This is a genomic window from Microbacterium sp. As-52 (assembly GCF_049949185.1).
GTDB classification, from domain to species: Bacteria; Actinomycetota; Actinomycetes; order Actinomycetales; family Microbacteriaceae; genus Microbacterium; species Microbacterium maritypicum_A.
Window position 1 is genome coordinate 1 of record NZ_CP188171.1, and the last position, 13,364, is coordinate 13,364.

11 protein-coding genes are annotated in these 13,364 nt (G+C 67.4%); 4 read left to right on the plus strand and 7 right to left on the minus strand.

The window, feature by feature from the left end; translation table 11 throughout:
- Positions 1–1,050, plus strand: a complete 1,050-nt coding sequence (sepH, locus tag ACLFA2_RS00005) for a septation protein SepH (protein WP_021200685.1) — start codon at positions 1–3, stop codon at positions 1,048–1,050.
- A 59-nt stretch (positions 1,051–1,109) separates the two neighbouring features.
- Here the strand turns inward: sepH and ACLFA2_RS00010 are convergent, their stop codons facing one another.
- Complete coding sequence (locus ACLFA2_RS00010; RefSeq protein WP_426621813.1) at positions 1,110–2,231, minus strand: alkaline phosphatase family protein; 1,122 nt, start codon at positions 2,229–2,231, stop codon at positions 1,110–1,112.
- A 44-nt stretch (positions 2,232–2,275) separates the two neighbouring features.
- Here ACLFA2_RS00010 and ACLFA2_RS00015 point away from each other — a divergent pair, with 44 nt between their 5' ends.
- Positions 2,276–4,717 carry a DNA gyrase/topoisomerase IV subunit A gene (locus tag ACLFA2_RS00015; RefSeq protein ID WP_426621814.1) on the plus strand — a complete coding sequence of 814 codons (2,442 nt, stop codon included), beginning with the start codon at positions 2,276–2,278 and terminating at the stop codon, positions 4,715–4,717.
- Between the two features lie 84 nt (positions 4,718–4,801).
- Here ACLFA2_RS00015 and ACLFA2_RS00020 read toward each other — a convergent pair whose 3' ends face one another.
- Positions 4,802–6,922 carry a DNA gyrase/topoisomerase IV subunit B gene (locus tag ACLFA2_RS00020; RefSeq protein WP_021200688.1) on the minus strand — a complete coding sequence of 707 codons (2,121 nt, stop codon included), beginning with the start codon at positions 6,920–6,922 and terminating at the stop codon, positions 4,802–4,804.
- A gap of 181 nt (positions 6,923–7,103) precedes the next feature.
- Here ACLFA2_RS00020 and ACLFA2_RS00025 point away from each other — a divergent pair, with 181 nt between their 5' ends.
- Entirely contained in the window at positions 7,104–7,322 is a 219-nt protein-coding gene (locus ACLFA2_RS00025; protein WP_021200689.1) for a DUF7455 domain-containing protein, read from the plus strand.
- Positions 7,323–7,381: 59 nt separating this feature from the next.
- Here ACLFA2_RS00025 and ACLFA2_RS00030 read toward each other — a convergent pair whose 3' ends face one another.
- A complete protein-coding gene (locus ACLFA2_RS00030) occupies positions 7,382–8,422 on the minus strand; it encodes an alanine racemase (protein WP_021200690.1) in 1,041 nt (346 codons plus the stop codon).
- Entirely contained in the window at positions 8,419–9,123 is a 705-nt protein-coding gene (locus ACLFA2_RS00035) for an alanine racemase (protein WP_235045240.1), read from the minus strand. Before ACLFA2_RS00035 ends, ACLFA2_RS00030 begins: the two co-directional genes overlap by 4 nt.
- Before the next feature lie 80 nt (positions 9,124–9,203).
- On the opposite strand from ACLFA2_RS00035, the gene ACLFA2_RS00040 reads away from it, so the two are divergent.
- Entirely contained in the window at positions 9,204–10,220 is a 1,017-nt protein-coding gene (locus ACLFA2_RS00040; protein ID WP_021200692.1) for a sugar-transfer associated ATP-grasp domain-containing protein, read from the plus strand.
- Positions 10,221–10,297: 77 nt separating this feature from the next.
- Here the strand turns inward: ACLFA2_RS00040 and ACLFA2_RS00045 are convergent, their stop codons facing one another.
- The 3 genes from ACLFA2_RS00045 to ACLFA2_RS00055 form a co-directional block, all read right to left on the minus strand.
- On the minus strand, positions 10,298–10,993 hold the full coding sequence (locus ACLFA2_RS00045) for a coenzyme F420-0:L-glutamate ligase (protein WP_021200693.1): 696 nt from the start codon (positions 10,991–10,993) through the stop codon (positions 10,298–10,300).
- A complete protein-coding gene (locus ACLFA2_RS00050; RefSeq protein WP_017830477.1) occupies positions 10,990–12,228 on the minus strand; it encodes an RNA polymerase sigma factor in 1,239 nt (412 codons plus the stop codon). Before ACLFA2_RS00050 ends, ACLFA2_RS00045 begins: the two co-directional genes overlap by 4 nt.
- A gap of 168 nt (positions 12,229–12,396) precedes the next feature.
- On the minus strand, positions 12,397–13,338 hold the full coding sequence (locus ACLFA2_RS00055; RefSeq protein ID WP_426621815.1) for a proteasome assembly chaperone family protein: 942 nt from the start codon (positions 13,336–13,338) through the stop codon (positions 12,397–12,399).
- Positions 13,339–13,364: the final 26 nt, after the last annotated feature.

Consider the following 13,364-nt stretch of genomic DNA (forward strand, 5'->3'; position numbering starts at 1 on the left):
ATGGAAAACGTCACCATCGTCGGCACAGAAGCAGGAGTCCTCGTACTCGCGACCGAGTCGGGCGAGCGGTTCGCGCTGCCCATCGACGACATGCTGCAGCGCGAGATCCGTCGCGCCACCCGTCAGAGTGAGCCGACGGCACAGAAGCTCGCCGCGAGTCCGCGTGATATCCAGGCGCAGATTCGAGCCGGTCTCACGGCTCCGGAGGTTGCCGAGCTCCTGGGTATCAGCGTCGACGACGTCGCCCGTTTCGAAGGCCCCGTCCTGGCCGAACGCGAGCACGTCATCGGCCAGGCCCTCGCCGTTCCCGTTCTCATCGGCAGCGAGGTCGAGCCCGACGCGCAGCCCACCTTCGGAGTTGCCGTCCGCGCCAAGCTCGCGGAGGTCGAAGCGACGTCGGAGCGTTGGGCGAGCTGGAAGGAGGACTCGGGCTGGACCATCAAGCTCGAGTTCACCGCCAACGACGTCGAACACGACGCCCGCTGGAGCTTCGATCCCCGCCGCAGCGCCCTCTCGCCGCTCAATGCGGACGCCACGCAGCTGTCCCGCCAGGGCTCGCTGCCCGAGGGACTCATCCCCCGCCTGCGGGCCGTGGACGCAGAACGGATCACCTCTCCGTACAAGGACGAGAGCCGCTTCGACTCCGGCGCATTCGGCCCCCGTCTGCTCCCTGCTCCCGACGCCGAGATCGAGGATCCCTCCCTTCCCGAGCGTTCCGACGCGGCCGCACAGGACGCGGCGATCAAACGCGCACCGGCATCACAGACGACGAGCCCCGAGACCGCAGACCTTCTCGAAGCTCTCCGCCGTCGTCGCGGCCAGCGCGAGACCGCGCCGCTGCTGGATGAGCCCACGGACGCAGATCGGGCCGATCAGAGCCCGATCTCACTCTTCGAGGTCCTGGAGCAGCCGGACGACGAGCCGCAGTCTCCGCAGCCCGCGCCTCAGACGACCAACTCGGATTCCGGCGAATCCACAGGTCGGAGACGTCGTCGCAACGCCATGCCCTCTTGGGACGAGATCGTCTTCGGCGCACGAACGGACGAGTGAGACCGGCCTGAGAGTGCTCGCCGGGAAGTCGTGCCGGAGAGCATACCGGGCGATCGTCGTCAGCGAGCGAAAGCGCCGAGCCTGACAACGGGGACCTGCCGCTCCTCCGGTGTGAGTGCACCGTGCTGGCCGACCATTCCGCGACCGCGCTGGTCCGCAGCCGTGCCGTCATAGACCGCCCACGACCCACGCGCGATCGCGAGCACGTCACCGATCCGAGGCGAGGCTGCCTCGGAGACCGTGGGTCCGAAGAGGCCCGCACCCACGGCCTCCTCGCGGGTGACGACATCGGCGACCCCCTCGAGATCCGCACGCCAGCGCGATACCAGCGAGACGCCATCCGCATCGGGCTCCAGATAGGCGTGCAGCATCCGCGGTTCACCACCCACGTGTCGGACGCCTTCGAGGTGGTCCGCTTCGAGCACGATCTGTCGGTTCGGCGCCACATCGACCATCCCATGATCCGACGTGACCACGACCCCGACGCCCGGGGGCACCCGTGCGGAAAGAGCGGCATCGACGTCCTCGAGCGCCGCGACCCATTCGGACGAGGCGATGCCGTACTTGTGGCCGGCCTTGTCGACCTCTGGAAGGTAGCAGTAGACCAGCGAGCCCGGATGGGACTGAGCGAGCGCATAGGCGGCTTCGATACGCGACGCCGCTGTGGTGGCTGCGACGAACTCGGCACCTCGGAGAGTGGCTTTGGTGAAGCCGCTGTGCGCGTATCCGGCGAACCCCACGGCGAAACTCTCGTGGCCGGCACCACCGGCGCGCTCGAAGATCGTGGGAGCCGCCTGCCACGTATACGGGTCGATCCCGTCGGTCTCCCAGCCGCTGAGCTGGTTGACGAGCACGTCGCGGGTCGGATCGAGCACTCGGTAGCCGACGAGGCCGTGCTCCCCCGGCCAGACACCGGTGACGATGCTGGTCAGCGCCGCCGCGGTGGTGGAGGGGAAGACCGACTGCGCGACGTCCTTCTTCGCCATCCCCGCCGTCAACGCACGTGCGTGACCGGCGTGTGCCCGCAGACTGATCGCTCCGAGCCCGTCGATCACGACGAGCACGGCCGAGTCTGCGCGCGGCAACAGCGCCGATTCGCCGCGGAGGGCGGCGAGCAGGTCGTCCGCCACCCCGACGACACTCCGGGCACTCGGCGACGCGGACGGTAGCATGAAGGACATCCGAGCCAGTCTGACACAGGCTCCCGTATGCCTTCAGGAAGTCCATGCCGAAAACCCCGCCGCCCGAGCCTGTCGAGGAGCGCATCCAGGACATCGACCTCTCCACCGAGATGCAGGGCTCGTTCCTCGAGTACGCATACTCGGTGATCTACTCGCGCGCGCTCCCCGATGCGCGCGATGGTCTGAAGCCGGTGCAACGCCGCATCCTGTACCAGATGGCCGAGATGGGCCTTCGCCCCGACCGCGGTCATGTCAAGAGCGCCCGCGTGGTCGGCGAGGTCATGGGAAAGCTCCACCCCCACGGCGACTCCGCGATCTACGACGCGCTGGTGCGCCTCGCGCAGGAGTGGGCGCTGCGCGTCCCTCTGGTCGACGGACACGGCAACTTCGGCTCCCTCGACGACGGTCCGGCCGCGGCTCGATACACGGAGGCACGGCTCGCCGCCGCCGCCCTCGCGCTCACCGAGAACCTCGACGAGGACGTCGTCGATTTCATCCCGAACTACGACGGCCAGTTCCAACAGCCGGCTGTCCTGCCCGCTGCTTTCCCGAACCTCCTGGTCAACGGAGCGAGCGGCATCGCGGTCGGCATGGCGACCAACATGGCGCCCCACAACCTGATCGAGGTCGTCGCGGCCGCCACGCATCTCCTGGAGAACCCGGACGCGACCACCGAGGACCTGATGGAGTTCGTTCCCGGTCCGGACTTCCCGTCGGGCGGGATCCTGATGGGACTGGACGGGGTCAAAGACGCCTACACGAACGGACGCGGTGCGCTCAAGGTCCGAGGGAAGACCTCGATCGAGCCCCTCGGCCCTCGGCGCACCGGCATCATCGTGTCGGAACTGCCGTACATGGTCGGCCCCGAGCGTCTGCTGGAGAAGATCCGCGACGCCGTGCAGTCGAAGAAGCTGCAGGGCATCAGCGACGTCACCGACCTCACCGACCGCAACCACGGACTCCGCGTCGCGATCGGCATCAAGACGGGCTTCGACCCGAACGCCGTCCTCGAACAGCTCTACCGTCTGACGCCGCTGGAAGACTCGTTCAGCATCAACAACGTCGCTCTGGTCGAAGGCCAGCCGCGCACGCTCGGGCTCAAGGAGATGCTGAGCGTCTACGTGGGCCACCGCCTCGAGGTCATCACCCGGCGCAGCCGCTACCGCCTGAAGCGGCGCGAGGAGCGTCTGCACCTCGTCGAGGGGCTGCTCATCGCGATCCTCGACATCGACGAGGTCATCCAGGTCATCCGCTCATCCGACGACTCGGAGCAGGCCCGCACCCGCCTGCGCTCGGTCTTCGATCTGAGCGAGCTGCAGGCGGAGTACATCCTCGAGCTGCGTCTGCGCCGTCTGACGAAGTTCTCCCGCATCGAGCTCGAGACCGAACGAGACGCGTTGCTGGCCGAGATCGCTGCCCTCCGCGAACTGCTGGGGAGCCCCGTGCTGCTGCGCGCCGCGGTCGCGAAGGAACTCGATGCCGCGGCCGACGCGTACGGCACGCCCCGGCGCACACTGCTCATGAACGCCGCACCGCCCAAGCCCCGCGCCACCAAGGGCGCGGTCGACCTGCAGATCGCCGACGCCCCCACGGTGCTCATCCTCTCGACCACCGGGCGCACGGTCCGAGTCGACCTCGGCGAAGGGCAGGAGCTCACTTCCCCGGCACGTCGTAGCAAGCACGACGCGATCCTGACCGCGGTCGAGACCACGGTCAGGGCCGAGCTCGGAGCGCTCACGAACCTCGGACGCGTCGTCCGCTTCTCCCCCGTCGACCTGCCTTCCGTGCCTGCCACCTCGGTTCAGCTCGCTGCCGGCACGCCGTTGCGCGACTATCTCGGGATCACGACGAAGGGCGAGCGGGTGCTCGGTTTCGTGCGGTTCGACAGCGATACGCCGATCGCCCTCGGGACCGCCCAGGGAACGGTCAAGCGCATCGTCCCGTCAGCGCTTCCCGTGCGGCCCGACCTCGAGGTCATCGGCCTGAAGCAGGGCGACACGGTGGTGGGCGCGGCCGAGGCGCCGGACGACGCCGAACTGGTGTTCGTCACGACCGACGCGCAGCTGCTGCACTTCTCGGCCTCCTCCGTGCGCCCGCAGGGGGCGCCGGCCGGCGGCATGGCCGGCGTCAAGCTCAGCTCCGGGGCATCGGTCCTCTTCTTCGGTGTCGTCGATCCCGCCACCGAGTCGGTCGTCGCCACCGTCTCCGGAGGCGACAGCGCACTTCCCGGCACGGAGCCGGGGCGCGCGAAGGTCTCGTCGTTCACCGAGTACCCGGCCAAGGGTCGCGCCACGGGCGGCGTGCGCGCGCACGCATTCCTGAAGGGTGAGGATCGCCTCACGGTCGCGTGGGTCGGGCCCCAGCCACCGCTGGCGGTCGATCCGACCGGTGCCGTGCGCAAGCTTCCCGAGACGGGCGCACGTCGCGATGCCTCCGGACAGCCCGTCGAAGGCGTGATCGGCAGCATCGGCCGCACCCTGGTCTGAGTTGCTCCGCAGGCGGGGTGACCGCCTGCAGCGAAGAAGCCGGTATGGGATGACCCGTGCCGGCTTCTTCCGTGTCTCCGGGGCTCAGGCGTCGATCGACTCGCGCGACAGCCGGTCGGAGGAGTCGATGATGAACTCGCGGCGCGGGGCGACCTCGTTGCCCATCAGGAGCTCGAACACGCGGCCCGCGGCCTCCGCATCCTCCATGCGCACGCGACGCAGCAGCCGTCCGGAACGGTCCATCGTGGTGTTCGCCAGCTGTTCTGCGTCCATTTCACCCAAGCCCTTGTACCGCTGGATCGGCTCGTGCCAGCGCTTGCCCGCCTTGCGGAGCTTCGCCAGCAGCGTGTGCATCTCCTGCTCACTGTAGGTGTAGATCGTCTCGTTCGGCTTCGAGCCCGGGTTCATCACGATGATCCTGTGCAGCGGCGGGACGGCGGCGAACACGCGGCCGTGCTCGATCAGCGGCCGCATGTAGCGGAAGAACAGGGTGAGCAGGAGGGTGCGGATGTGGGCGCCGTCGACATCGGCATCGCTCATCAGGATGATCTTGCCGTAGCGAGCCGCATCGATGTCGAAGGTCCGGCCGGAGCCTGCACCGATCACCTGGATGATCGACGCGCACTCCGCATTCGACAACATGTCGCCGACCGACGCCTTCTGCACGTTGAGGATCTTTCCCCGAATCGGCAGCAGCGCCTGGAACTCGCTGTTGCGCGCGTTCTTGGCGGTGCCGAGCGCCGAGTCTCCCTCGACGATGAAGAGCTCGCTGCGTTCGACATCGTTCGTGCGGCAGTCGACGAGCTTCGTCGGAAGGGTCGACGACTCCAGTGCGTTCTTGCGGCGCTGCGTCTCCTTGTGCGCACGTGCCGACACGCGCGCCTTCATCTCCGAGACGATCTTGTCGAGCAGCTGCGACGCCTGGTTCTTGTCGTCGCGCTTGGTCGAGCTGAATCGCTGGGCCAGGTCCTTGCGGATCACCTGGGCGACGATCTGCCGGACGGCCGGAGTGCCGAGGATCTCCTTCGTCTGCCCCTCGAACTGCGGCTCGGGCACGTTCACCGTGAGCACCGCTGTGAGGCCCGCGAGGACGTCGTCCTTCTCGAGCTTGTCGTTGCCGACCTTGAGACGACGCGCGTTCTGCTCGACCTGGGTGCGGAGAACCTTGAGGAGTTCTTGCTCGAAGCCCTGCTGATGGGTTCCGCCCTTGGGCGTCGCGATGATGTTGACGAACGACCGCACGCGCGTGTCGTAACCGGTGCCCCACCGCAGCGCGATGTCGACGGCGCACACGCGCTCCACCTCGGTAGCGACCATGTGCCCGTCGGCCTGCAGAACGGGAACGGTCTCCTTGAACGTCCCCTCCCCCTGGATGCGCCAGTTGTCGGTCACCGGCGGATCGACCGCGAGGTAGTCGACGAACTCCGAGATCCCGCCCTCATAGAGGTAGGACGTCACCGTCCCGGTGGCATCCGCATCCTCGGAGCCGAGCTCGGGAGCATCCGGACGATTCGTCCGCTTGTCGGCGACCTCGATCTCGAGGCCCGGGACGAGGAACGCCGTCTGTCGGGCGCGGGTCTCGAGCTCGGAGAGCTGGAAGGCCGCGTCCTTGGTGAAGATCTGCCGATCGGCCCAGTAGCGAACCCGCGTACCGGTCACGCCGCGGGGCGCCTTGCCGATGACACGGAGCTCGCTCTTCTCCTGGAAGGGAGTGAACGGCGCGTCGGGACGCTTCTCTCCGGAGTCTGCGAAGACCCCCGGTTCGCCACGATGGAACGACATGGCGTAGGTCTTGCCGCCGCGATCGACCTCGACGTCCAGGCGCTCGGAGAGCGCGTTCACCACGGAGGCGCCGACACCATGCAGACCACCGGATGCCGCGTACGACCCGCCGCCGAACTTCCCACCGGCGTGCAGTTTGGTATAGACCACCTCGACGCCGGTCAGACCGGTGCGCGGTTCGACGTCCACCGGGATGCCGCGGCCACGGTCGTGGACCTCGACACTGCCGTCGGCATGCAGGATGATGTCGATCTTCGTGCCGTTGCCGGCCACCGCCTCGTCGACGGAGTTGTCGATGATCTCCCAGAGGCAGTGCATGAGTCCGGGCGACCCGTTCGACCCGATGTACATCCCTGGGCGCTTGCGGACGGCCTCGAGGCCTTCAAGCACCTGGAGATGATGGGCGGAGTACTCGGCATTCACAATCTCCGAGTCTAATCTCGCGAGTCGTTCCGGCTCCGCAGACACTCCCCGCGGAGGGCCACTCGACGGGCGTCGCGTACGCGCTGAGCGAAACACGCCGCAAACCGGGCATGCGCACAGGTGGGGCGTGGTTGTATTGACCAAATCCCCCAGCGAAGCCGACACCCGAGGAGGCACCGAGATGAACGCAACGACCGAACGTGACACCTCCACCGTCGAGTTCCGCCTGACCGCCATGGATCGCTGTGATTCATGCGGCGCTCAGGCGTACATCGCCGCTGAGGTCAACGGATCCGAGCTCCTGTTCTGCGCCCACCACGGCCGCAAGTACGAAGAGAAGCTCCGCAGCATCGCGACCAGCTGGCACGACGAGACCGCCCGCCTCGTCGAGACGGTCTGATCGCATCCTGACGCACGTCGACTGGTCCCGGTCAGTCGACTGCGGTCAGCGCACACGAATCAATCGGCGACGACTCTCCGCACACGTGATGTGAGCCGGGTGAGGATCTCTTCTCCCACGGTATCGATACGCTCAGCGAGAGTCGTCGCCGACGTCTCTCCGTGCGTCCCGGCGCCGAAGACCACGACCTGATCCCCCGCTCTCGCTCCTGCCCAGCCTTCGACAGTCGACGTCGTATGTCCCACCGACGTGAGGGTGCGCGTTCCGGCAGATGTGCCGACGCGACTTCCGGCCAGTGTCGAAGGGAATCCGTCGAAACTGCCGATGCCGATGGTCACGTCGTCCCGCTGGACGCTGATGACGGGCGCGACGAGGCTCGCAGCCGGGAGGATGCCTTCCAGTTCCGGTCCGTCTGCGGATCGGATGCCATAACAGAAGGCTCCGATGCGCGAGACCGTTCCGCGCAGTTCGGGGCGCCACCAGGACGCCGCCGACGCGGTCAGGTGAAGCGCGGCAGGGGTCGTCCCCGAATCCGCCACGGTACGGACCGCTTCGAGGAACACCGATTGTGCGACGTCGTCGTCCGCGTCGCTCGCCTCGGCGATATGGCTCCACACCCCCTCGAACTCCAGGAGTCCTGCGCGCTCGGCGTCGCGCGCGACAGCGACGGCCGCAGCCCAGTCGTCGGGCAGGATGCCATTGCGATGAAGGCCGGTGTCGATCTTCAGGTGCACGCGCGCGGGCGTGCCGAGCGCCTCTGCGCGCGTGATGATCCGCCGAAGGTAGTCGCTCGTGCCGACGCCGAGGTCGAGCCTCTGCATGAGGGCGTCGTCGATCTCGGCGTCCGTCGACGTCACCCACGCGAAGATCCTGGCGTCGCCGCCGGCGATCCTGCGCACGGTCAACCCGGTACGGATGTCATAGCTGCCGAACCACGTGACGCCCGCGTCGGCCGCGGACTCGACGGCCCACGAGAGTCCGTGGCCGTACGCGTCGTCCTTGAGCACGAGCATCAACGTCGACGGCGCCACTCGGGCGCGTACCGCGTCGATGTTCGCCCGGAACGTGCTGCTGCTCAGGCGCAGCTCCGGACGGCTCAAGCCTCCCACCCCCGCACGGCATGTGCGCCGGCGACGGTGACGAGTTCCGCCGGGCTCATTCCGGTGACGGCGGCCCAGTGCGCGATGGCGGATCCCGCCTGACCCTCGCCGCCGAAGTACGTGACCTCCGCGCCCGCCTCGGCATCCGCGCCTTGGAGGTCGACGACGCAGACGTCCATGGCGACACGGCCGACGATGGGGCGAGCTGCGCCGTCGATCTCGACCTCGGCATGGTTTCCGAGCGCGCGCACGATGCCTTGGGCGTACCCACCGGTCACCAGCGCCACCGTGGTCTCACGCGAGGCGCGGTAGGTGTAACCGTAGGAGACGGCGTCTCCCGGCCGGAGCCCCTTGGTGGAGAGGACGCGACCCGTCAGCCGCATCACCGGTCGCGTCCTCGTGCGTCCGGTCGCATCAGGAAGACCGTAGAGGAGCGTCGCGTCGATGTCCGGCTCACCCGTCGTGGCGCCGTCGATTCCCTCGAGCTGCAACGCCTCCACCTCTCCGCGGGCGTCGACGAGCACTCGCTCGGCTCCTGCGGCCGTCACGAGCTGCGCGACGGCGAGAACACCATGACCCCAGGCGTCACGCCGTAGATCGGCGACTCGGCCGCCTGCCGACACGGCAGCAAAGGCGCCCGCGGCCAGGGCCGAACGGGAGATCATCGCACGCGGCAGGGCGCTGGAAGTCGTCTCACACACGTCTTCCACCCTAGCTTCCGGCTCTCAGGTCGGCCGTCCCGGCCCCCGTAGACTGGTGGGGACCCCGACCCTGGAGCCTCATGTCTCGTCTTTCCCTCGCGCCCCGCATCCGCTATCTGATGGGACGTGCCCGCCGCATCGACGTCGGATCGGTGGTGGAACGCGCCAAGGAGGCATCCGCTCAGCATCACAAGGCCGTCCCCGCCATCGTCGTGGACATGCTCTGGTCGGCCGCGCGCCACAACGTCGGGTTCCAGGACTACATCGACTACGACTTCGCGATGCTGACGAAGGCCGAGCGCGACACCTACATGACGCATCCCGTCTCGAACCAGCTCTCGCAGCGGTATGACCACCCTGACTACCGCTGGATCTTCCAGGACAAGGTCGAGTTCGACAAGCAGTTCTCCGACCACCTGCACCGCGAATGGATGGTCGTCGACCAGGGCAACGCCGACGCGGTGCGCGAGTTCACACAGCGACTCGGCACGATCGTCACGAAGGAACCTGTGGGACAGGCCGGAACCGGAGTGCATCGCTATCACGCCGCCGACATCACCGACTGGAACGAGTTCCACCAGGGGCTCCTCGCTCGAGGCGAGCTGCTGATCGAAGAGGTGATCCGCCAGCACGACGCGCTTGCGGCCGTGTGCCCCGGGACGGTGAACACCACCCGCATCACGGCGTTCTTCGATGGTGAGAAGGCGCACATCCTCGCCATGGCCCAGAAGTTCGGTCGCGGTGCGGTGAGCGATCAGATGACCTTCGGCGGCTTCTACACGATGCTCGACGAGAACGGTCATGCCGTCGGTGCCGGGTACGACTCGCACGGGCACGTGCACGAGACGCACCCGGACTCGGGTTTCCGCATCGCCGACTTCCAGCTGCCCTACATGGACGAGGTGCGCGCGTTCATCGACGAGGTCGCCCGCGTCGTGCCCCAGGTGCAGTACGTCGGTTGGGACATCGTCGTCTCCCCGGACGGTCCCGTCCTCGTCGAGGGCAACTGGGGCGCCGGAGTCTACGAGAACAAGCCCAGCGTCACCGGTATCCGCACGGGCCACAAACCTCGGTACCGCGAAGTCATCGGTTTCTGAGACAGAGATGACGAAGGCCCCGGATGCCGAGCATCCGGGGCCTTCGTCGTCGTTCTGAGCGGATCAGATGACAGAGGTCAGACTGCGCGGACGATGCCGAGCGGTGTGGACTCGAGCCCCTGTCCGAGCGGGTTGTCCCCGAGGATCTTGACCAGACGACGCTCGCCGTCCTTGTCGAGCGTCGACCCGAGGATGTTGCCGCCGAGGTCGTTGATATCGACCACTGCCACTTCTGCCTGGCCACCGATCAGTGCCTTCAGCCGCGCGGCCACGCCGTCGGGATCCTTCGGTCCGAGCACGACAGCCTCGTTGTACGGAGGGATGGTGTGCTTGGTGGGACCGTCGATGGCCCGCGCCTTGTCACCCGCGATGCGGTAGAAGTCACCACGACGACCGAACGCCTTGGTGACCGCTGCCACGGCCGACGCGAACAGGATCCGCGGAGTGCCGCATTCCCGCAGCGCCATCTCCATCGTCTCCGGCATGCCGAGCCCGATGCCGTACGGCGTGCGGGTGACGTACTTGGAGAGGAACAGGGCGAGCTTGCGCGGCTTGATCTCGTCGAGACGGTACGACCGCCCCTGGGTGATCGCCACGATCTTCTCGGTCACGAACAGCAGGTCGCCCGGCTGCACGGCGTCCTTGGCGTACTCCGTGATGATCGCATCGAGGTCGTCCTCGGGCATGACCACACGGGTACGCAGCGGGATACGCGCATAGCTCTTGCCGTCGACGCTCGCCTCGAGCGCCTTGCCGTCGTTCGCCTGGCTCATTCGAGGTAGTCCCGCAGGGACTGCGAACGGCTCGGGTGCCGGAGCTTCGCCATGGTCTTCGACTCGATCTGACGGATGCGCTCACGCGTCACGCCGAAGGTGTCGCCGATCTGGTCGAGAGTCTTCGGCTGACCGTCGCCCAGGCCGAAGCGCATCCGGATCACGCCGGCTTCGCGCTCGGAGAGCGAGTCGAGCAGCTGCTCCAGCTGACGCTGCAGCATGGTGAAGCCCACCGCGTCGGCCGGAACCACGGCCTCGGTGTCCTCGATCAGGTCGCCGAACTCGCTGTCGCCGTCTTCACCCAGCGGCGTGTGCAGCGAGATCGGCTCGCGGCCGTACTTCTGCACCTCGACGACCTTCTCGGGCGTCATGTCGAGCTCACGGCTGAGCTCTTCCGGCGTGGGTTCGCGGCCGAGATCCTGCAGCATCTGACGCTGCACTCGCGCGAGCTTGTTGATGACCTCGACCATGTGCACCGGGATGCGGATCGTGCGGGCCTGGTCGGCCATCGCACGGGTGATCGCCTGGCGGATCCACCACGTGGCGTACGTCGAGAACTTGAAGCCCTTGGTGTAGTCGAACTTCTCGACCGCGCGGATGAGGCCGAGGTTGCCCTCCTGGATCAGGTCCAGGAACTGCATGCCGCGGCCCGTGTAGCGCTTGGCGAGCGAGACGACGAGTCGGAGGTTCGCGCCGAGCAGGTGGCTCTTGGCACGCTGTCCGTCGCGGGCGACCCACTGCAGGTCGAGTCCGAGCTGGCTCGTCTTCTCGGCCGCGGTCATCGCCGACAACTTCTCCTCGGCGAACAGACCCGCCTCGATGCGCATAGCGAGCTCGACCTCTTCGGCCGCGTTCAGGAGCGCGACCTTTCCGATCTGCTTCAGGTAGTCCTTGACAGGGTCGGCAGTCGCACCGGTGATCTGCGTCGAGTAGACGGGAACGTCTTCATCGTCGTTCGACGAGATGACGATCGCGCCGGTCGGCAGCGGCTCGGTGAACTTCGGCTTCGCGTCCTCGTCCTCGTCGTCCTCGACCGCAGCAGCGGCGGGGGCCTCGTCTTCTTCGACGACGTCCTCGGACTTCTTCTTCTTGACGGGGGCGCGCTTCGCGGCAGCACGCTTCGCCGCGCTCAGGGGCGCGGGCTTCTCGGGCGCATCGGCCTCGACCGGAGCGTCGGCGGTCGTCTCTTCGGCAGCCTTCTTCGTCCGGGTGTTCTTCGTCGTGGCAGGAGTCACGTTTCGCCTTTCACGGAGCTGCTGTGTAGCCCCGGGACATTTCGGACACTAGTAAGACCCTTGTCAAGTCCAGCGCTCGAAAACACTGATTGACAACGGGTCAGAGTCCTAGTATCGCACACGTGTGGCGATGCGGATGCATTACGACGAAGTTCTCGCGGATCCGTGTCAGTTGCGACCGGGCTTGTCCTCGTCGCCCGACGGACGCGACGCCAGGTAGCGCTCCAGTTCCGCAGCGAGCTCGTCGGCGCTGGGAAGGTCCCGCTCACTGAACCCGCCCTCGTCGTACGAATCGTCATCGGGATTGCGTCCCGCCATGTACGCGTCATATCGGCGCTCGAGGTTGTGCACCATCTGCTGCAGCTCATCGTTCCCGGCGACCTGCTCGTCGACGCGCGCCAGGTAGTCCTCGCGGCGCTCCTGAACGGCGTCCAGCATCAGCACCAGACCGGTCGAGGCCATCAGCCTCTCTGCCGCGGCGATCACCGCTTCTGGATTCTCGGTCTCGGCGAGGTAGTGCGGCACGAGGAGCACGAATCCGACGGCGGGGTCGCCGCGCTCGACGAACCGGAACTCGAGGAGGTGACCGGCGGTCGCCGGCACCTGGGTGCGCGGACGCCAGACGGAGTGCGCGACCGTGAGCTCACGGCGATTGCCGCTCACGGTTGTACCGATCGGACGTGTGTGCGGAACAGGCATGGCGATCGAATGCACCCAGTGCAGCCCCGACACCTCGAACTCCGCCGCCAGGGCGAGGACGGTGCTCGCGAAGCGGTTCCACGCGAAGTCGGGCTCGTACCCGGCGAGGAGCAGGAACGGACGGCCGAGCGCGTCCGTCGCGAGGGACAGCTCGAGACGCGGCGGCCGGAATTCGGTGAGATGGTCCTGGTCGAACGCGATCACCGGTCGACGGGCGCGATAGTCCAGTAGCGCGTCGTTGTCGAACACCACGACGGTTTCCGGCGACGCGGTCTCCCTCAGGTGGTCGATCAGACCGGACACCGCGCTGCCCGCGTCGGTGAAACCGGTGAGAAGCAGCACCAGGGGCAGGCCGCGCGGCACTGTCGGCGCATTCGCGACGCGTTCGTGGATCTCACCGGAGAAGGGCATGTGTCCATGCTACGAGCAGGGCCGGG

Coding starts and splice junctions, on each gene's coding strand:
- ACLFA2_RS00025 (WP_021200689.1), top strand. CDS start 7,104: ATGAACGCAACGACCGAACGTGACACCTCCACCGTCGAGTTCCGCCTG.
- ACLFA2_RS00045 (WP_021200693.1), bottom strand. CDS start 10,993: ATGAGCCAGGCGAACGACGGCAAGGCGCTCGAGGCGAGCGTCGACGGC.
- ACLFA2_RS00040 (WP_021200692.1), top strand. CDS start 9,204: ATGTCTCGTCTTTCCCTCGCGCCCCGCATCCGCTATCTGATGGGACGT.
- ACLFA2_RS00015 (WP_426621814.1), top strand. CDS start 2,276: ATGCCGAAAACCCCGCCGCCCGAGCCTGTCGAGGAGCGCATCCAGGAC.
- sepH (WP_021200685.1), top strand. CDS start 1: ATGGAAAACGTCACCATCGTCGGCACAGAAGCAGGAGTCCTCGTACTC.
- ACLFA2_RS00055 (WP_426621815.1), bottom strand. CDS start 13,338: ATGCCCTTCTCCGGTGAGATCCACGAACGCGTCGCGAATGCGCCGACA.
- ACLFA2_RS00010 (WP_426621813.1), bottom strand. CDS start 2,231: ATGTCCTTCATGCTACCGTCCGCGTCGCCGAGTGCCCGGAGTGTCGTC.